This is a genomic window from Leptospira meyeri (assembly GCF_004368965.1).
GTDB lineage: Bacteria > Spirochaetota > Leptospiria > Leptospirales > Leptospiraceae > Leptospira_A > Leptospira_A meyeri.
On sequence record NZ_SORO01000001.1, the window covers coordinates 220291 to 239043 of the forward strand.

The 18753-nt window shown below is 39.7% G+C and carries 23 protein-coding genes and 2 tRNA genes; 21 read left to right on the top strand and 4 right to left on the bottom strand.

Features of this window, described 5'->3' with window-relative positions; translation table 11 throughout:
• The first annotated feature begins 3 nt into the window (after window positions 1–3).
• From rpsE to CLV96_RS01120, 13 genes are all read left to right on the top strand, one after another.
• Window positions 4–507 (top strand): 30S ribosomal protein S5, encoded by a 504-nt coding sequence (gene rpsE / locus CLV96_RS01060; RefSeq protein ID WP_002973816.1) that lies wholly within the window; start codon window positions 4–6, stop codon window positions 505–507.
• A 14-nt stretch (window positions 508–521) separates the two neighbouring features.
• Complete coding sequence (rpmD, locus tag CLV96_RS01065; protein ID WP_004783802.1) at window positions 522–701, top strand: 50S ribosomal protein L30; 180 nt, start codon at window positions 522–524, stop codon at window positions 699–701.
• A 4-nt stretch (window positions 702–705) separates the two neighbouring features.
• A complete protein-coding gene (rplO, locus tag CLV96_RS01070; protein WP_004783524.1) occupies window positions 706–1239 on the top strand; it encodes a 50S ribosomal protein L15 in 534 nt (177 codons plus the stop codon).
• A gap of 7 nt (window positions 1240–1246) precedes the next feature.
• The gene (gene secY, locus CLV96_RS01075; protein WP_004783927.1) at window positions 1247–2626 is read left to right on the top strand and encodes a preprotein translocase subunit SecY; all 1380 of its coding nucleotides are present in this window, start codon (window positions 1247–1249) and stop codon (window positions 2624–2626) included.
• 3 nt (window positions 2627–2629) lie between these two features.
• Window positions 2630–3193: an adenylate kinase gene (locus CLV96_RS01080; RefSeq protein WP_004783833.1), complete on the top strand. Its 564-nt coding sequence runs from the start codon at window positions 2630–2632 to the stop codon at window positions 3191–3193.
• Between the two features lie 10 nt (window positions 3194–3203).
• Window positions 3204–3422 (top strand): translation initiation factor IF-1, encoded by a 219-nt coding sequence (gene infA / locus CLV96_RS01085; protein ID WP_012476295.1) that lies wholly within the window; start codon window positions 3204–3206, stop codon window positions 3420–3422.
• Between the two features lie 9 nt (window positions 3423–3431).
• Window positions 3432–3545: a 50S ribosomal protein L36 gene (rpmJ, locus tag CLV96_RS01090; protein ID WP_002974084.1), complete on the top strand. Its 114-nt coding sequence runs from the start codon at window positions 3432–3434 to the stop codon at window positions 3543–3545.
• A 6-nt stretch (window positions 3546–3551) separates the two neighbouring features.
• Window positions 3552–3929, top strand: coding sequence for a 30S ribosomal protein S13 (rpsM, locus tag CLV96_RS01095; protein ID WP_035983662.1), 378 nt, complete (start codon window positions 3552–3554; stop codon window positions 3927–3929).
• A gap of 12 nt (window positions 3930–3941) precedes the next feature.
• Entirely contained in the window at window positions 3942–4355 is a 414-nt protein-coding gene (gene rpsK / locus CLV96_RS01100; RefSeq protein WP_004783964.1) for a 30S ribosomal protein S11, read from the top strand.
• 9 nt (window positions 4356–4364) lie between these two features.
• A complete protein-coding gene (rpsD, locus tag CLV96_RS01105; protein WP_004783893.1) occupies window positions 4365–4997 on the top strand; it encodes a 30S ribosomal protein S4 in 633 nt (210 codons plus the stop codon).
• Window positions 4998–5022: 25 nt separating this feature from the next.
• Entirely contained in the window at window positions 5023–6000 is a 978-nt protein-coding gene (locus CLV96_RS01110; RefSeq protein WP_004783891.1) for a DNA-directed RNA polymerase subunit alpha, read from the top strand.
• A gap of 1 nt (window position 6001) precedes the next feature.
• A complete protein-coding gene (gene rplQ, locus CLV96_RS01115; protein ID WP_035983666.1) occupies window positions 6002–6517 on the top strand; it encodes a 50S ribosomal protein L17 in 516 nt (171 codons plus the stop codon).
• 107 nt (window positions 6518–6624) lie between these two features.
• Entirely contained in the window at window positions 6625–8445 is a 1821-nt protein-coding gene (locus CLV96_RS01120) for a PAS domain-containing sensor histidine kinase (RefSeq protein ID WP_004784012.1), read from the top strand.
• Here CLV96_RS01120 and CLV96_RS01125 read toward each other — a convergent pair.
• Entirely contained in the window at window positions 8442–10457 is a 2016-nt protein-coding gene (locus tag CLV96_RS01125) for a 1-acyl-sn-glycerol-3-phosphate acyltransferase (RefSeq protein WP_004783622.1), read from the bottom strand. The genes CLV96_RS01120 and CLV96_RS01125 overlap by 4 nt on opposite strands.
• Window positions 10458–10579: 122 nt before the next feature.
• Between CLV96_RS01125 and CLV96_RS01130 the strand changes: the two genes are divergently transcribed.
• The 4 genes from CLV96_RS01130 to CLV96_RS01145 all read left to right on the top strand — a co-directional run bounded on the left by CLV96_RS01130 (window position 10580) and on the right by CLV96_RS01145 (window position 13153).
• The gene (locus CLV96_RS01130) at window positions 10580–11605 is read left to right on the top strand and encodes an ATP phosphoribosyltransferase regulatory subunit (protein ID WP_004783552.1); all 1026 of its coding nucleotides are present in this window, start codon (window positions 10580–10582) and stop codon (window positions 11603–11605) included.
• A 7-nt stretch (window positions 11606–11612) separates the two neighbouring features.
• Window positions 11613–12887 carry an adenylosuccinate synthase gene (locus tag CLV96_RS01135; RefSeq protein ID WP_004783637.1) on the top strand — a complete coding sequence of 425 codons (1275 nt, stop codon included), beginning with the start codon at window positions 11613–11615 and terminating at the stop codon, window positions 12885–12887.
• Between the two features lie 78 nt (window positions 12888–12965).
• Window positions 12966–13038: transfer RNA gene (locus tag CLV96_RS01140), tRNA-Lys, on the top strand.
• A 40-nt stretch (window positions 13039–13078) separates the two neighbouring features.
• Window positions 13079–13153: transfer RNA gene (locus CLV96_RS01145), tRNA-Glu, on the top strand.
• On the opposite strand, the gene CLV96_RS01150 is transcribed toward CLV96_RS01145, so the two are convergent.
• Window positions 13132–14016, bottom strand: a complete 885-nt coding sequence (locus tag CLV96_RS01150) for a TIGR02757 family protein (RefSeq protein ID WP_243836377.1) — start codon at window positions 14014–14016, stop codon at window positions 13132–13134. The two genes, CLV96_RS01145 and CLV96_RS01150, sit on opposite strands and share 22 nt — an antisense overlap.
• Window positions 14006–14905 (bottom strand): hydroxymethylglutaryl-CoA lyase, encoded by a 900-nt coding sequence (locus CLV96_RS01155; RefSeq protein WP_004783614.1) that lies wholly within the window; start codon window positions 14903–14905, stop codon window positions 14006–14008. Before CLV96_RS01155 ends, CLV96_RS01150 begins: the two co-directional genes overlap by 11 nt.
• Before the next feature lie 71 nt (window positions 14906–14976).
• Between CLV96_RS01155 and CLV96_RS01160 the strand changes: the two genes are divergently transcribed.
• Complete coding sequence (locus CLV96_RS01160) at window positions 14977–15765, top strand: ABC transporter ATP-binding protein (RefSeq protein WP_004783843.1); 789 nt, start codon at window positions 14977–14979, stop codon at window positions 15763–15765.
• Here the strand turns inward: CLV96_RS01160 and CLV96_RS01165 are convergent.
• Entirely contained in the window at window positions 15720–16736 is a 1017-nt protein-coding gene (locus CLV96_RS01165; protein ID WP_004783770.1) for a tetratricopeptide repeat protein, read from the bottom strand. The two genes, CLV96_RS01160 and CLV96_RS01165, sit on opposite strands and share 46 nt — an antisense overlap.
• Window positions 16737–16744: 8 nt before the next feature.
• Between CLV96_RS01165 and CLV96_RS01170 the strand changes: the two genes are divergently transcribed.
• Genes CLV96_RS01170 through ccsA form a run of 3 tightly spaced genes read left to right on the top strand, consistent with a single transcriptional unit; the run spans window position 16745 to window position 18752 of the window.
• Window positions 16745–17365 carry an ABC transporter ATP-binding protein gene (locus tag CLV96_RS01170; RefSeq protein ID WP_004783972.1) on the top strand — a complete coding sequence of 207 codons (621 nt, stop codon included), beginning with the start codon at window positions 16745–16747 and terminating at the stop codon, window positions 17363–17365.
• The gene (locus CLV96_RS01175; RefSeq protein ID WP_020777596.1) at window positions 17346–18002 is read left to right on the top strand and encodes a heme exporter protein CcmB; all 657 of its coding nucleotides are present in this window, start codon (window positions 17346–17348) and stop codon (window positions 18000–18002) included. The genes CLV96_RS01170 and CLV96_RS01175 overlap by 20 nt, the downstream gene beginning before the upstream one ends.
• Window positions 18003–18053: 51 nt before the next feature.
• The gene (gene ccsA / locus CLV96_RS01180) at window positions 18054–18752 is read left to right on the top strand and encodes a cytochrome c biogenesis protein CcsA (RefSeq protein ID WP_004783879.1); all 699 of its coding nucleotides are present in this window, start codon (window positions 18054–18056) and stop codon (window positions 18750–18752) included.
• Window position 18753: the final 1 nt, after the last annotated feature.

The following is an 18753-nucleotide window of genomic DNA, read 5'->3' on the forward strand; positions in this document are numbered from 1 at the left end:
ATGATGTTAGAAGAAGAAACAAAAGAATTTACTGAAAAGGTCGTAAAAATCGACCGAGTTGCCAAAGTAGTGAAGGGGGGACGTCGTTTCTCCTTCAACGCTCTATCCGTTGTAGGTGACTCTAAAGGAAAAGTAGGAATCGGTTTTGGAAAAGCAAATGAAGTTCCAGATGCCATCCGAAAGTCCATTGAATCGGCAAAAAAGAATTTAAAATCCATTCACTATATCGGTCATACCGTTCCTCACGATGTTGTGGGACAGTTTAAATCCGCTCGAGTGATTTTGAAGCCGGCTTCCCCGGGAACGGGAATCATTGCAGGAGCTTCTGTTCGGTCCGTTTTGGAAAGAGCAGGAATTCAAGATGTTTTAACAAAGTCATGGGGATCTTCAAACCCGATGAACATTGTTAAGGCGACTATGGATGCATTACAACAGTTGGAAACTCCGTCGATGGCGGTAAAACGACGTGGTGTTAGCCTCAAACACTTGTTTGGGCAAGATCTATAAGAAGGAATCTGGCTATGGAAGAAGTGATCGTAACGCAAGAAAAGAGTTCTATTGGTATCATTCCGATACACAAAAAAACTCTAATTGCACTCGGCCTTAAAAAGAAAGGTCAATCCAAAAAACACAAAATGACCCCCCAATTGAAAGGGATGTTACGACAAGTAGGTTACTTGTTGAAAGTGGAAAAGGTATAATTGTATGGCGCAAGATAGAATTGAACAAGGTCGTGGATTTGGGGCAAAACGTCCCAAAAAATCCACATCCCTCGGCAACAAAAACTTGGTTCCAGTTCCGGAAGGTGCAAAAACTTCTCCGAAACGTGTGGGTCAAGGTCCTGGATCCGGAATGGGAAAAACTTCCACTCGCGGTTCCAAAGGACAAAGAGCACGGGCCGCTTCGATGAGACGTGGATTCGAAGGGGGACAGCTCCCTCTCCACAGACGTTTGCCAAAACGCGGATTTACAAATATTTTCTCGGTAGAGTTCCAACCAGTAAACTTGATCTCTTTATCAAAAGCAGGTCTTTCTGGGGAAGTAACTCCTGCCATTCTCAAAGCCAAATCATTGATTAAGTCAGTAGAAGGACCAATCAAATTACTCGGAACTGGAGAAGTGACTAGTGCCATCACCATTACGGTAGATGCTTTTTCTGCCTCTGCAAAAGAGAAAGTTGAAAAAGCGGGTGGAAAAGTCATCATTAGAGAAAAGAAAAAAGAAGAGAAAAAAAACTAGATAACCTATGTTTCAAACCATCGCTAACATCTTTCGAATCCCGGAATTAAGATCTAAAATCCTATTTACGATAGGTATGTTGTTACTTTTTAGAATGGGAACTCACGTAACCATTCCTGGAATCAACAGTTTGATTGTAACGGGCATTACTGCCGATCCGAGTGAAGGTTTTCTCGGAATGGTAGATTTGTTTGCTGGTGGTGCTCTTTTGAAATTTTCTATTTTTGCATTAGGGATTATGCCTTATATCTCTTCTTCCATCATCATGCAGTTAGTAATGGTTCTCATTCCTAGTTTGCAAAAGATGCAAAAGGAAGGGGAAGAGGGTAGAAAGAAGATCCAACAGTACACTAAGTACGGAACTCTTATCCTTTGTGCGATCCAATCACTTGCCGTGATCCAACTTGCAAATTCCTGGTCTACTGGATCGGGTACAGCGCAGGCGAAATATCCTGGTCTTATCAATCCATCCGTGGAAGGTTACTTTCTTCCGATTGCGATGTTATCTATCACAACGGGAACAGTGCTTCTCATTTGGCTCGGAGAACAGATCACGGAACGAGGAATTGGTAACGGAATTTCTCTTATTATCTTTGCTGGGATTATAGGACGTATGCCAGAAGCACTCATAGCCATGTTTACTTCTGATACTTCTGATGCCCTTAGTATCCTTATCCTTATTATTATCTTTATCGTTCTCATTGCTTTAACGGTGATTTTGACCCAAGGGGTTCGCCGGGTTCCGTTAAATTACGGAAAACAAATGGTGGGAAGAAAGATGGTTCAGGCGCGTAGCCAATCCATTCCTTTCAAAGTGAACAGTGCCAATGTAATGCCAATTATCTTTGCATCCTCACTTATCCTTTTCCCACAAACAATAGTTCAATGGTTATCCTCTAAGGGTGGCCAGTGGGCTGGTTGGGCTGTGATTATGGACTATTTCAATCCGTTTTCACAAATTTGGTACCATGCCCTTTTCTATTATGTGATTTATACATCTCTAATCATTTTCTTCGCTTACTTTTATACGGCAATTCAGTTCAACCCACAAGAGTTAGCTGATAACTTAAAAAAATACGGTGGGTTTATTCCAGGAGTTCGTCCTGGAAGTCAAACCAAAGATATGATCGAGAAAATCTTGAATCGAATCACCCTACCGGGTGCTCTTTTCCTTGCTGGTCTTGCTCTTGCTCCGTATCTCATCATAAAGTTTTTAAACCTCGGTTCTAACACCGGTGGTGGAACTTTAGTGTATACATTCGGAGGAACTTCACTTCTCATTATGGTGGGTGTGGCGCTAGAAACATTGAAACAAATCGAAGCCCAACTCCTGATGAGAAATTACGAAGGATTCATGAAGAAGACTAAAATCAAGGGAAGAGTGTAACGAATGAAGAGACTCATTTTTATGGGGCCCCCAGGTGCTGGAAAAGGGACCCAAGCTGACATCATCAAAGAGAAATACCAAATTCCACAGATCTCTACCGGAGATATTCTCCGTGCTGCCGTAAAAAACGGGACCCCGATGGGGATAGAAGCAAAAAAATATATGGACGCTGGAGACCTTGTTCCAGATGCTGTCGTTATAGGCATAATTCGCGACCGATTGGTCGAAGCTGATTGTGCAAATGGATTCATACTGGATGGATTTCCTAGGACGGTGGAGCAAGCAAAGGCTCTCTCGGAAATCCTCAAAGAGCTTCGCATGGAGCTCGACTCCGTTGTCAACCTAGACGTTCCTGACGAAGAACTCGTCAAACGGTTGCTAGGTAGAGCGATCAAAGAAGGACGCTCGGATGACAACGAAGAGACCATCAAAAACCGTCTGCATACTTACAACACCAAGACGTTGCCCCTAATAGACTTTTATAAAGGCTCCGGGATCCTTCGGCAAATCAATGGGTTGGGAAGTATGGAAGAAATCACTAACACTATTTTAAAATCAATCCAGTAGGAGATAGACCCTGGCTAAGGAAGAAGCAATCACAATTGACGGAACCGTTTTAGAACCGTTACCAAATGCCATGTTCCGTGTGGAACTAGAGAATGGACACAAGGTTCTAGCGCACATTTCAGGAAAGATGCGTATGCACTACATTCGTATTTTACCCGGAGATAAAGTCACTGTGGAACTTTCTCCTTATGACTTAACCAAGGGCCGTATCACTTACAGAAAGAAATAGGAAACTATAATGAAAGTTAGAGCATCAGTCAAAAAAATCTGTCCAGAATGCAAAGTCATTCGCAGAAAAGGTGTAATCCGAGTGATTTGCACGAACCCAAAACACAAACAAAGGCAAAGATAGGAAGATATGGCACGTATCGCGGGTGTTGATTTACCATCAAACAAAAGAATAGTGATCGGTCTTACATACGTATTTGGTATTGGTAAGACATCCTCTCAAAATATCCTGAAAAAAGCAGGAATTGACGAATCTATCAGGGTGAAGGACCTCTCGGACGAACAAGAAGCCGCGATCCGACGAGTCATTGAAGAATCATACCAGGTAGAAGGGGATCTTCGTTCCGAAGTCAACCTAAACATCAAACGATTGATGGATGTAGGTTGTTACAGAGGTTTTCGTCATAGACGCGGACTTCCAGTCAACGGACAAAGAACAAGAACCAACGCAAGAACCCGTAAGGGAGTCAAGAAGACTGTAGCGAATAAGAAAAAGGCTACTAAGTAGAGGACTGAATCCATGGCTGAAAAAGACGCAAAGAATAAAAAAGATACCAAAAAGGTTAAGAAAAAAGAAAAGAAAAACGTTCCGCGAGGTAAGGTTTATATCCAAGCTTCGTTTAATAATACAATCGTATCGATTACCGATATGGCTGGAAACGTTCTTTCTTGGTCTTCTTCCGGAATGATGGGATTTCGTGGGTCCAAAAAATCCACTCCATATGCTGCACAAGTAGCTGCTACTAATGCTGCTGAGAAAGCAATCGAAGCTGCTGGTCTTTCTGAAGTGGATGTAATGGTTTCAGGTCCTGGAATTGGACGTGAATCTGCCATTCGTTCTTTGACCACAAAAGGGATTGCAATCAAACTCATTAAAGACGTAACTCCGCTCCCGCACAATGGGTGCCGACCACGAAAAAGAAGAAGGGTGTAGGAATTAGATATGGCACGTTACCGAGGTCCAGTTGTTAAATTGATGAGAAGAGAGGGTCTTAACCTCTTTCTCAAAAATAGTCATACATTACATAAAGAAAAATCTTCCCTTGAAAAGAGAAAGTACCCACCAGGTCTTCCTCCTAAGAAAAAAGGTAAGGTAACAGAATACGGTGCACAGCTACGTGAAAAACAAAAAGTAAAACGCGCATATGGTGTTTTAGAAAAACAGTTCCGTAGATACTTTGAAGAAGCATCTCACACGCCAGGGATTCCTGGTGAGAACTTACTCCAATTCCTTGAAAGAAGATTGGATAACGTTCTTTATCGTATGGGTTTTGCTGTTACAAGAAGACAAGCTCGTAACTTTGTGGCTCACAGACACATTCTTGTGAATGGTCACCGAGTTGATATTTGTTCTTATCGTGTGAATGTTGGTGATAAAATCGAAATTCGTGAGAAGTTCCAAAAATCCGCGTTTATCGAAGAAAATATCAAACTTGCTCAAGCAATCAATCGAACTGCTTCTTGGGTCAGTGTGGATTATACCAAGTTCTCCGGAGAAGTGACTTCACTTCCAACAAGAGAGCATATTGATATTCCTGTGAAAGAACAGGTAATCGTAGAGTTGTACTCGAAGTAAGAATTTAGAGAAGAAGGATACGACATTGTCTCCAAAGAATTTATTAAAAGGTTTTAAAAGACCCAAAAAAATCGAATTCACAACCGATGTGAATACACCAAACTACGGTAAGTTTGTTGCAGAACCTTTCGAAAGAGGAATTGGTACTACGATCGGTAACTCCCTTCGTCGTACGCTCATGTCTTCTATCGAAGGAGCGGCAATTTCCGCAATTCGAATTGAAGGAGTCTCTCACGAGTTCTCTTATATTGAAGGTGTAGCAGAAGACGTAACTCGTATCATTCTTAACTTAAAACAAGTTCGAATCAAATACGAGCCTGAAGACAAAGAAGCAAGCAAAGTAATCCACTTAGAACTAAAAGGTGCAGGTTATTTCCGTGCGGCTGATTTGGCAGTAGACTCTTCAATCGAAATCATGAACCCAGATCTTCATATTGCCACTCTCAATGAGGATGCCAATGTGATTATGGATTTGGAAATCCAAAGAGGACGTGGTTACGTTCCTGCGGAAGATAAGAAGAAAGACATCGAAGTTTTAGGAACGATCCCAATCGATTCTATTTTTTCACCAATCCAAAAAGTATTGTTTGAAGTATCGGAAACTCGTGTTGCACAACGTTCTGATTACGAAAAACTGACGATGGAAGTTTGGACTGACGGATCTGTTTCTCCTGAAGATGCTGTTGCGCAAGCAGCAAAAATTCTGAAAGACCACCTAACTGTTTTCATTAACTTTGAAGAAGAAATTGAAGAAGAAGAAGAAGAGTTGGATGAAGCTGACGAAAAACTAAAAGCAGCCTTATCTAAACATGTAGAAGAATTGGAACTATCGGTTCGTTCGACTAACGTTCTTCGCAGTTTGGAAATCGACTTCATTGGTGAGCTCGTGAAGAGATCTGAAGACGAAATGACGAAATCAAAACATTTCAGCGAACAAAGTTTACAAGAGTTGAAAGCGAAACTTTCCTCTATGGGGCTTTCTTTCGGTATGAGAGATTTTTAAGATGAATAAACGTAATAAAGTTAAACAACTCAATAGATCCGCAGATCATAGAAAAGCTATGATCCAAAATATGGTAATCTCTTTACTTCGCCACGAAAGAATTGAATCTTCTGTTGCGAAGTTGAAGGTGGCACGTTCTTATGCAGAACGAATCATCACAAGAGCAAAACGCAACCTAGATGCAAACTTAGCAAATCTTGACGAACAAAAGAAAAATGCTGCGATTTTACACAACACAAGGTATCTTTATAGCCACCTTGGTGACCAAGAAATCGTAAACAAACTTTTGAAAGACCTAGCGAATCGTTATGCTGAAAGAGTAGGTGGATACACAAGAATCATTCGTTTGGTAAACCGCCCTTCAGACAACACAGCGATGGGTATTTTGGAACTTGTGGATCGCAAAACTCAAGATGAGTTAAAAGCAGAAACAAAAGCAAAACGCGAAGAGAAAAAGCCCGCTAAGAAAGAAGAAAAACCTAAAAAAGCCAAAAAAGAAAAAGCTGCTACAAAATAAGTAAGCCCCCTTTTTAACTTTGGGACCAAGAAGCCTACTCATACTTTGAGTGGGCTTTTTTTTTATTGCAATCGTTTGGATTTCCGATTAAATTCTACATTCCAAACATGCTCCCTTCCCTATCCACATCAGATTCCATTTGGCATACTGCCTTTAGTGCAAGTCCTATTGGGATGGCTCTCACTGATATGCAGACCGGACTCTATGTTGATGCCAATGAAGTCTATTGTACATGGCTTGGAAGAACAAGAGAAGAGGTAATTGGTAAATCCACTTTGGATTTAGGGATTTATTCGAATGTCAATGACAGAGAATATATTCTGGCAGGTTTGAAAAGGGATGGATATGTATTAAATTTAGAGGTGCCACTGGTTGCAAAAACGGGGGCTACTGTCACTATCCTCTTTAGTGGCCGAATTGTAGAAAATGGAAAGTATCTACTTTCGGCAGGTCAGAATATCACTGCGCTTAAAGAAAAGGAATACCTTGCCGCTGTATTACAAAGTGAATTGGTGATTAGCAAAGAACTTTTTGAAAGTGTATTTCGACTAAACCCAGCAGCTGTTAGTTTATCGAACGCCGAAACTGGTCAATACGACGATGTCAACGAGGCATACTGCCGCTTAATTGGATTCTCAAGAGAAGAAATTGTCGGAAAAACCTCTCATGAATTGAATATTTGGATCACAAAGCTAGACCGTGCAAGGCTATTGGAGGAAGTCCAAAAAAAAGGATGGAGCACCGGATTGGAAGCGAGCATTCGTACGAAAACGGGTGAAATTCGTCATGTTGTTTCGGGGAATACAATTCTAAATAACCATGGTAGACCAACCTTACTTGCAATTCTTATTGATATCACCGAATCCAAACAAAACAAAGAAGCATTAGAATTTGCAGTCAAAGAAAGAACAAAAGAATTGAATCGTATTCTCGAAGATCTACAAAAAACACAAGATCAATTGATTCTTTCCGAGAAAATGGCCACCTTGGGTCAGTTAGTTGCAAGTGTGGCCCATGAGATCAATAATCCTCTTGCTGCCATTTCAGCATTTAGTGAACAGATTCATAATCGAATGGGTAATTTTGGAACGCGATTGTTTCAAATCAAAGAATGTTTCTCAAAGTATTCAGAGAAGGAAATTAATGAAATTATTTCTTGGGTGATTGAGTTATTTACAATCAAACCAAAGACATATGTATTTGCCGAATCAAGAAAAGCCAAAAAAACTTTGGAGGCCCTTTTTGTTGATTTAGGAATCGAAACTGCTTATGATTTGGCTGATAGAATCGTAGATTTAGGCGTTTCTGATTTTATTATAGAAAATCAAAATATGTTATCTCATTTTAAATCTTCCCCCATATTAGAGTTAGTTTTGTCAGAGTTGAATACTCTTAGAAGTGTAGAATCAATTCGTCTTGCAGTAGAAAGAACTTCTAAAATTGTTTATAGTTTAAAAAATTACGGGCGTTTTGATCGAAACGAAGCCAAGTCGGATATTAACGTAGTCGATACAATCGAAACGGTCCTGACTCTTTACCAGAACAAAATGAAAACCGGAGTAGAATGCATTCGTTTGTATAACGCAAATCCGGTTTTAGCAGGTTATCCAGATGAACTCATCCAGATTTGGACAAACCTAATTTACAATGCATTACAGGCCATGGCCTTTAAGGGGATTCTTACCATACAAGTGGACGAATTGGAAACTGAGATTATTGTGAGGATTCAGGACAATGGACCAGGAATTCCTCCTGCCATTCAGAAACGAATTTTTGAACCCTTTTATACGACAAAGGAAAAAGGAGAAGGAACAGGACTTGGTCTTGGGATTGTAAAACAATCTGTGGAAGAAAGGCACCGTGGCCGGATTCTGTTCCAATCGGAACCCGGACACACGGAATTTCAAGTGTACCTTCCGAAACCTTAGCGAGCCAGTTGCATCTGTAATTTTTCGGCAATCAAATCAAAATCCTCATTTTGGATAACTGTTCGGTAGGCTGCCGTGACAATGGGATGTCTTTTTTCATCTAATTGGATAAGGTTTGGTAAAACTTTGAGTCCATAAAATCCATTTGTGATTTTTTCAGGTCTTGTTCCATATGCTAGGTCGTATCCATACTTTCTGTCTCTTGTGTCAGATCCAAAACAAGCCAACATAAAATCTGTCATACCGGATAGGCCATTGAATGTAGTTGGATCGCCTCCCAGTAATACCCCAATTGAAACCATTTCGTTGAAAAAACGATTGCTTAAGTGAAACAATGTATTATCCACATTGCCACCTAACTCTCGTTTGAAATATCCTTCCACAAGCCCCATGGCAAGAGCATAAACAGTTTTTAAAGCCCCACCGAGTTGGACACCTTTGGTGTCCCTGGAATTTATGGCGGTCCTTGTAAAAACATAATTGTTTGTTAAAAGATCTTTGAGTTTTGGAATGAGTGAGTCTTCAAATGCAGATATTTCAAATCCAGATATTTTTCTCTCCATGATTTGGTCTGGGTAACAAGCCCCTGAAACAACTGCTAATCGGTCTCTTTCAATCAGTAACAATTCATGTAAATCTTCAAGAATTAGTCCTTTTTTTGAACCGGTAAAGCCTTTGATGACGTTGACCATTGGTGATTTATTTTTTTGCAAATGGCTTCTGATTTTTGAATAAATATTATCAAATTCCCAAGGATTTGTACCTTGGATGAAGAGAGTGGCTGACTCCAGTACTTCTGGTTTATCCGAGAATTCAATGTTTGGTGGTAGTTTGTAAATAGGATAATGGATTATATCTCGTTTTTCTTCATTACTCTGTTTCACCATTTCTGAATCGGGACTGTAGATAGTCACTTTTACGTTTTTATTTGCCATCACACATGCAAAAGCAACAGACATATTGGAAGATCCAATGATGACCACATGTTCATCCGGTTTTTTAGGAAGTGAAATTAGTTGGTTGGTTTCTCTGACATCACCTTTATAAAGATTACGATAGGTTCCGTGTTTGTGTTTGTTTAAGTTGCTACCGACAAGAAGTGCTAAGTTATCGATGATAAACTGTTTTTTATCGCCTGTTCCTGGAAAAGAAATTTGTTCTATATGAGATGGAAAAGATTCCATTTCTTTTTTTGTAAGTTCTCCAACAAGCACTGGTTTGCCGATAACAAGTTTTCCAACTGCTTGGTTAAAAAGTAAACCCTCTATTGGGAGAATTTTTTCCGTACCTTCTAGAGAGATCGGAAGAATTACCTTGTTTGCAACATAATGGTACACTGTGTCCACAAATGGCATAAGTCTTCCATCGCGAGACCTTGTTCCTTCTGGAAAAATAGAAATAACCTTTCCATCTGATTGTAATTTTTGAGAATTCCGGAATGCTCGCATATTGATTTTAGTCATCACATCGGAAAGAGAAGGGTTGTCGGCCATATCCTTTTTGGAGCAAACAAGAAGCGTCCCAAACATATAAAGACCCAGGCGGGTGAAGTCTGGTTCGAAAGCAAGTCTCCCTGCGATAAAGACAAGTGACTCTGCAATTTTTCTTCCTTCTGGTCCTGAATTGTAAAGCAGAGTAAAAATTGCCGGTGCATCCAAATGACTTAAATGGTTGGAGATTAAGGTGACAGGATATTTGCCAATGACCCCATCCAAAAGTTTCAGGTTTTCTGTTCCTTCCACCTTGAATTTATTCATGATGGGATCGAGAAATTTTAACATGAAGTCGCGAGGTTCAGGACGAATGTCCGTGAAAACTCCAATCTCTTCCAATCGTTCTGGTTCTTGGAAGATATCCATGACCTTTGGTTTTGGTGTACTTTGTGAGAGAATTAAAAACTCTTCTAAAATGGACTTTGCTTCAGACTCGGTGAGACCTGATTTTACAAATAGGTGGATGTTCTCAAAAAATTCTTTATGCCAGCGTCCCAAAGTGGCTTCTTTTTCTGTCATGTATGCCTCTAAACCGACATTAAATTACTGAAAACTTTCGATTTGTCTATTCGATTTTTACAATTGATTGCGTAAATCCTGGATTTCTCTAAACTGACTTCTTGGGTGATCGAGATCCCGGTATGAATCAAAAAAACAAATTAATTTCCTCGGAACAAAAGTGGATTCCGGATGGATTTCATTTTTTAGGCCCTGAAGAAAGCAAAAACCGGCGGATTTTACTACAATCATTTTCAGAGCTCTTTGAAAAAGAAGGTTATTCTGAAATCAGCCTTCCCTCATTTGACTATTCGAATTCGTTTCGTTCTCATCTGGATCATGGCTTTGAGAGTTTACTTGTGACAAAAGACTGGGATGGGAATGAACTTTCCCCTGGTGTGGACTTAACTCTCCAAGTGGTAAAAGGAATGGCTGCTCGTTCCCATTGGGAAGAGAACCAAAATGTATTTTACTTTGCACGTAAGATTCGTGACCACAAAAAACGCAATGCGTCAAGACGAGAAATTTTACAAATTGGCGTGGAGTCGCTTGGGAAGAGCGATGCAAACCATATCCTATCTCAAATTCAAATTTTGAATCGGCTTTGGAATACTTCAGTTCCGAAAGTTTCTTTTACTATTGTTTTTGGTCACTCCTCTTTCTTCCGTTCTGTTTTAGGAATTCTTGGTTGGAATGAAGAACAAACTAAAGTTCTACGACAACTTTTATATACAAAAAACTTACCAGAGTTAGTTTCTCTGGCGGCAAGAGAAAACACATCGGAGTCTCATATGCAGATGATCCAGTTGTTACTCCGACCCATTCCCGTCATCGAGATGCCAAGGTTCCAGGATTCATTGCAAAAGATTTTAGAGCCGAAAGAATGGGATGTCCTGAAAGGAGATTTGGAATCCATTACGAGTTTTTTTGCTGAGTGGTCAAAAGTTCTCGGAGAGATTCCATGTATTTGGGATCCTTCACTCGTGAGAGATCTATCCTATTATACCGGGTTTATGTTTCAAGGGTATGTGGAAGGAGATCCGGAACCGGTTTTTGCCGGTGGCGTTTATAACGAATTGTATGAAAGTTTTACGGGAATTAAGAAAGATGCATGTGGTTTTGCCCTACATCTTGATTCCATAGAAGAAATTGTAAATAAGGTGAAATGAGGGAATTATGCCTGCAAATTTAGTTGTCGGAGCACAATGGGGTGATGAAGGAAAGGCAAAGGTAATCGATTATCTTTCCAAAGATACAGATATCATTGTTCGGTACCAAGGTGGCGCGAATGCCGGTCATACGGTTGTGGTTGGTGGGAAAAAATACATTTTCCATTTGGTTCCATCTGGAATTATTTATGACAATACCACTTGTGTGATTGGAAACGGAGTGGTTCTTGATCCAGAATACTTTTTAAAGGAATGTGCTGATTTAGAATCGCATGGATTTAAAGTAAAAGAAAAAGTTCTTATCAGTGATTCATGTCATATTCTTCTGCCATACCATCGATTGATCGATGAGGCCAGAGAAGCAGGCTCTTCGCCTGAAAGAAAGATTGGGACCACAAAAAAAGGGATCGGAATGTGTTATGCGGACAAGATGCTTCGCAACGGTGTTCGTGCTGGAGACCTTTTGGATAAGGACCTTCTCAAACGAAAACTGACTCATATTCTGGAAGTAAAAAACCAAGAATTGGTTAAATACTATGACTTGGAACCGGTCAATATCACAGAAATGTATGATTTCCTTTTGGATTTTGCTGACAAAATGGGCAAAAACATTGTGAACACAGTGTACTACCTCAATTCAGAATTACAAAAAGGCAAACGAGTTCTTCTCGAAGGGGCACAAGGAACTGGACTTGATATTGATTTTGGTACCTATCCTTATGTGACTAGCTCCAATCCAACTACTGGTGGAGCACTTGCCGGTTCAGGAGTGAGTTTTCGATATTTACAGGATGTGATTGGGATTACCAAAGCCTATGCAACCAGAGTCGGGGAGGGGCCGTTTCCATCAGAGATTTTAGGCGAAGCAGGTGACGTGCTACGAAAGTTAGGTGGAGAATATGGTTCCACTACGGGAAGGCCGAGAAGATGTGGTTGGTTTGATGTACAAATGATCAAACATGCTGTAACTGTGAACGGGATCAATTCACTTGTATTGACTAAAATTGACGTATTAAGTCATTACGAAACGATTCCAGTCGTTATTGGTTATGAATACAAAGGTAAAAAATTGGATTTTTTCCCATCGCAAGGATTGGAAGACGTCAAACCGTTGTTTGCTGAGTTCAAAGGATGGAAGGATGACATCTCTGGGATCAATACATTCTCAAAGTTACCAACACTTTGCCAGTCTTACATTAAGTCCTTACAGGACCTAGTGAATACAAAAATTGGAATTGTATCGACGGGACCTGATCGTGAGCACACGATCATTATGGACTAAAAAAAACGGGAGCTCTCAATCTTTTTTTCAAGTAGTTGTTGACCGAGAAAGGTGGTTCGATATTCTTGGCTACAGAACGAGTCGTTAGCTCAGCTGGTAGAGCAATTCCCTTTTAAGGAATGGGTCCGGGGTTCGAATCCCCGACGACTCAAAAAGAGAGTTTTAATAATTCTTAAACACGTTCTGAAAACGGTGCCATCGTCTAATGGTTAGGACACAAGGTTTTCATCCTTGCAATCGGGGTTCAATTCCCCGTGGCACTACCAAATACCAAACAAACATCCTTTAAATAACAAACTTCACAAATATCTTCCTTATATTTCGCAGTGCATTTCTCAATAATTCCCACTCTGGTGAGATAAAAGTCGTATAACAAAGGATCAGCGGGATTTAACTTTTTAAAGAATTCTTTAATCAGATATGCTTCTTTAACTCCAAAACTTTTCCGGTTTGTAATTCCTAAAATTTGAATTAATTTTTGGATATGAACATCCAAGGGGAATGGGATCTGGTTTGGTTGTATCCTTTTGTAAATACCAAAATCAGGATAGGAATTCCTTACCATCCAACGTAAAAAAAGGGATAAACGTTTTTTGGGAGATTTGGCTTCGGGTTTTCCGATGAGAAATTGTAACCCATAAGAAAGATTTTTTTTTCCCGTTGTTTTTTTCAGTTCCTCCTCCCAAAAACTTTGGAACCTTGGGATGGACTTTGTTTCCTCAAATACTTCGTTTGTATCTAGAAAAATTGATTCTAAGAGAGGGGATGTTCTTTCCTTCTCTGCGACTACCCTTGCTAAAGTTTGAAAGAAGATTTGGTTGTCTTTTTTTGTTTGGAATCGATAAACCTTTAAGTCAGAGAGAAAGGTTTGAAACTTTGAATCCTGATCTAAGAAGGTTTGGTAGGGAGAGTTTCCTAGGTTAATAAAGATTGGTTTTAGAAAACCTTGGATACTTTTTACGTTTCCATAGGCATACAAACAGGAAATCAAAGAAACCACTTCTATATCAAGTGGGTCTTCATACTGTTTCGGAAAACAAATAGGATCTGTTTCTAAATAACTTAGATTTTGGTATTTCTTTCTTAGATCTTCTAACTTATTGTGGAGTAGGTATAAATCAATCTGCATTCTTCATGGCAATGTAAGTTCTTGAAGTCAGTGTTCTTCCGATTTTTTCTTCCATAAACCGACTTGCTGAAACCAGAGAATCCAATTGGATTCCTGTATCATACCCTTCCCTATGTAAAAAATAAACTAAGTCCTCGGTGGCAACATTACCCGCAGCTCCTTTGGCATAAGGGCAACCGCCAAGGCCACCTGCAGAACTATCAAAACTACGAAGTCCCATTAAGAGTGCTTGTTTGGTGTTTGCAATGGCCATTCCAAAGGTGTCATGGAAATGACCAGCTAGTAGATTCTTGGGGATTTTTTTTAAAAGTACTTCCAAAAGAGATTCTACTTCCGAAGGAACCGCAACTCCAATAGTTTCCCCGAGTGAAATTTCATACACTCCGGCATCAAGCAGTCGTTCAGCGACCTCTAAAGTTTTTTCGGGTTTTATTTTCCCTTCATAAGGGCATGCGATGACAGTAGAGATGTATCCTCTGACTTTGATTCCATCGGATTTTGCCTGGGAAAAAATGGGTTTAAAAAAATCCAAACTCTCTTGGATTGTCATGTTGATATTTTTTTTGGTAAAGGTTTCCGAGGTTGCTGTAAAAACTGCCACCTCGGAAAAACCTGCTTCCTTTGCACCTTCATACCCTTTGGCGTTGGGGGTGAGAGAAGAAAACTGCACTTGGGTTTGGTATTTGGGAAGGATGAGTTTTGAGAGTTCTAATGCATCTCCCATCTGTGGGATTCGATCTTTGCGGACGAAGGAAGTGAGTTCTATATGTTTGAATCCGCTTTCTACTAGACGTGATACGAATTCAAATTTATCCTGAGTGGAAAGAATGGTTTTTTCGTTTTGCAGTCCATCTCTTGGACCTACTTCTGTGATCTTAATTTGTTCCAATTCTCCATTCTCCTTCTCTTTCAACTTTATGTTAAAAATAAGAAACGCAATGATTTTATGGACTGAATCTTATGTTTACGCTTAAAAATATTTCGGTGCGTGTTGGTGGTCGCACACTTTTACAGAATATCAATTTAGTAGCAAATCCAAAACTGATTACCGGCCTGATCGGAAAATCTGGATCTGGAAAATCGACTTTGTTTCGGTTGGCATTGGGACTCCTAGACAAAGCTGCTGGATACGAGTGGAGTGGATCGCTTTTTTGGAAAGAAGAGAAATTACCGCAAAGGCAAAATCCAAAACTCCAGCCAGTTTTCCAAGATCCACATGGAAGTTTTTCCCATATAGGTACGATGAGAGAACTGTTACTCGAGCCAATTCGAATCAAAAAAGGATTTTTTTTATCGGAGGAGACAAAAAAAAATGAATGGGTTCGAATTGAAACATTTTGTAACCGATTTGATTTGCCAAAGGAATTATTGAATAGAACAAAGCAAGAGTTAAGTGGAGGTCAATTACAGCGATTTGCAATCTTAAGAGCCTTACTTACATCTCCAGAATATTTACTTTTGGATGAACCAGTCACCGCTCTTGATGTTCTAGTCCAAAAAAAAATTGCAGAAGAACTAAAACAAATCAACCAAACTGAAAATTTGGGTATGTTTATTGTTTCTCATGATTTAGGATTTTTATCATATATGTGTGATCAAATTTTTGTTTTGGATGGTGGTGAAATTGTAGAATTTGGCCCAACGAATGCAATCCTTTCGAACCCAAAATCTAAGTTGTTACAAACTTTAAAAGAAGCAAGGAATCATTCATTGGGGGGAGCCGTTTCTTCTTCTGAATCATCCAATTGAGTTCGTTTTGCTTCGGCGAATTTTTTCGCAATGTCACGTCTTCTTGCGATCACTTTGGATGAGACTGTGGCAAAAAAAGGATCATTTGTAAACGTGAGCATCTTTGTATATTCTTCTTCAGCGGTTTCATAATCGGTGACTTTGGAAGCTGTTTCTGCAAAATAATAATGAAATTTTTTATCGTAAGGCTTTGGTTTTCCTTCCGCGGTGGTGAGAGTAGTACGATTAAAAATTTTATAAGCGATATGAAAGTTTCCTTTTTCCATTTCTAGTCTTGCAAATCCTAATTTCACATTAGGACTTTCTTCCTCGATCTTCAAAGCTTTGTTCAAATAGAGGAGGGCTCTGTTTTTTAAACCTGTCGCCAAATAATGGTCAGCCAGTCGAATTAATGCTTCGGTATCATAGGGGTTTTTTTCTACCGCAAGTTTGTAATTCATGATCGCATAATATACTTGGCGCGTGATTTCTGAAAGGATGGCGATGTGGAGATAAGTTTTAAAATAATTTGGCATTTCTGCTTTGGCATATTCAAATTCAACGAGAGCTTTTTCATATTTCATTTCAAGTGAATACAAACGTCCTAAGTTGTACCGGAAGGGAAAAAATTGGGGATCAAAACGTATGCCAGCTTCTAAACGTTTGATCACTTCTAGACGAACATTTGGTTTCCCAGAAAATAAAATTTCAAGAGTATCATTATTCCATTTTCCTGAATTGGTGATGGTTTCTGATTCGTAGGTAAAACTTCCATTGGATTTGGGGGGTTCGCCTTGGAACAGTTTTCCTCTGGCGAGGATAAAGTCGTCTTTGTGATAAATAAAAGATCCATTGGGGAAATCAGAAGTATCAAATTCCTGATCTTTGCCCCAGAGGATTTCTGGGTATTCCACGTTTCCAATTATTTTTTGTCCCCAAATGAAGGTGGGGAATAAAAACAGAAGTGCGAGACTAAAGCTACGGAAGAACATGGTGTAGAATGAACCAAACCCTTTTGGAAACAAAAGCGCTTACTATAACTGTCGGCGAAAAGGTCTTACTGAAAGAGATTTATCTTTCTTTTTTTGAGACGGGCCTTGTGGCAGTGCTCGGCGAAAATGGAGCTGGGAAGTCCACACTTCTCAAAGAAATTTACCACCATTCACAGTTATCTCCCAAGTGGACTTGGAACCAAGGCAAAAAAAAAATGAGTTATCTTGGTCATGAGTTGGGTTTTTACTCCTCCTTAAGTTTAGAAGAGAATCTGGAATATTTTGCTCAGTTAGATGGACGTCCTTTGGATCAAACAAAGAAGAACCATCTTCTAGAATCCTTCCGGTTACAGAAACGGATTTGGGATCCCATTCACACCTTTTCGCGTGGAATGAAACAAAAGGCTGCCATCCTTCGTGTATTACTTTCTTCAGCAGAGGTAATTTTGTTTGATGAACCTTATACCGGGTTAGATGCTGATTCCTCAAAAATTCTCAGTGATCTTCTCAATGAAGAATCCAAATCAAAATTAATTTTGGCAGTCCTCCATTCAATTCCCGGCGAATTAAAATGTACATCCCAATTACAAATTGAGAAGGGGGGAGCTTTTGTTACTCACCTTACTTAAAAAAGAATTTTATCTGATTGGTCGGTCTCTTGGTGGGATACTTTCCCTTTTTACTTTGAGTGTTTCAGTGGTTTTTATTTTTTATACTTCGATCGAAGTCAATGAGATGTTATCAGAAAGAAGTGTAAGAGGGATCAAATGGGCCATTATTTTTATTCTTAACTTTGTGATTGTTAGCCAAAGTCTTTGGGAAGAACGAGAATCAATGGGTTGGGAGGCAAGTCTCTCATTTGTGAGTCCCATTTCCCTTTATTTGGCCAAGTCGTTTGCAATTTGGTTTTGTACCATCCTTGTGAACGGAGCTCTTGTTCTTGTTCTTTCTGTTTTTTTTCAAAATATGAGTATGGATCGGTATTTTGGAGAATGGCTTTTTGCAAACCTTGGCAGTGGGTCTCTCGTTTTTCTTGGAGTTTCTCTTGGGCTTATTGCTTTTGAAAGTCGTTTGAAAGAAATTATCATCCCCTTATTACAACTGCCATTTTCCATTCCCCTTTTTCTTTTTGGGTTAGAAGCGGAACATCGGTATTGGTTGGAACCAGGGTTTTACCTACCTTCCGTGGGCCTTCTCTTGTTTTTTATGATTTTTTACGCAACCCTAGGTTCAGTGATGATTGAGATTCTAAGGAATGAGCACTGAGACCTTGTTTTCTCCTAGAATTTCTTTCTATCTTTGAAAATTTGGAATAAAATGGAACGTAAGATTCGGATATTCCACCCTGGTTTCGACATCGGTTTTTATCTCGTTGTGTGCACCACACTTGTCTTTGCCGTTATCTTTTCGTTAGTGTATCCTAATGTCATTTTGGAACAAGGATTAAGTCACAGGATATTTTATTTACACGTACCGGTCGCCTGGGTCGCGTTATATGGCCCCATCCTTTCCTTTGTTTTTTCATTAGTTTTTCTTTTTACCAGAAATTTGCTTTGGGATAGGCTTGCTTTTACCGCAAATCAACTTTCCTTTTTATTTGCGGTTGGAGTTTTGTTTTCTGGCCCCATTTGGGCCTATAGTGCATGGGGTGTTCCTTGGGACAAAACGGATGCTAGGTTGCAATCTTTCTTTATTCTTTGTATTTCTTTGGTAAGTTATTTTATTTTTCGGTATTTAGTTCCTGCTAAATCGAAAAAAGCCATTCTTTCGGCTTATCTTTCCGTCCTTTGTGCCGTCAGTGCTGTCCTTACTTGGGGAGCCATTCGGTGGATTGAAAATCCAGGAAACCATCCCGGTAGTGTTCTGGGAAAGGGAGGGATGGATTCTGACATGAAACAAAGTATGTGGCTTGGGGTAATTGCCTTCCACTTTCTCTTTCTTTTCCTTTTTCTTGTTTCCAACCGTAGTGAAAAAATCCAAGATATTAGATCCAAGCTGAAATCGGAACTGGATTAAA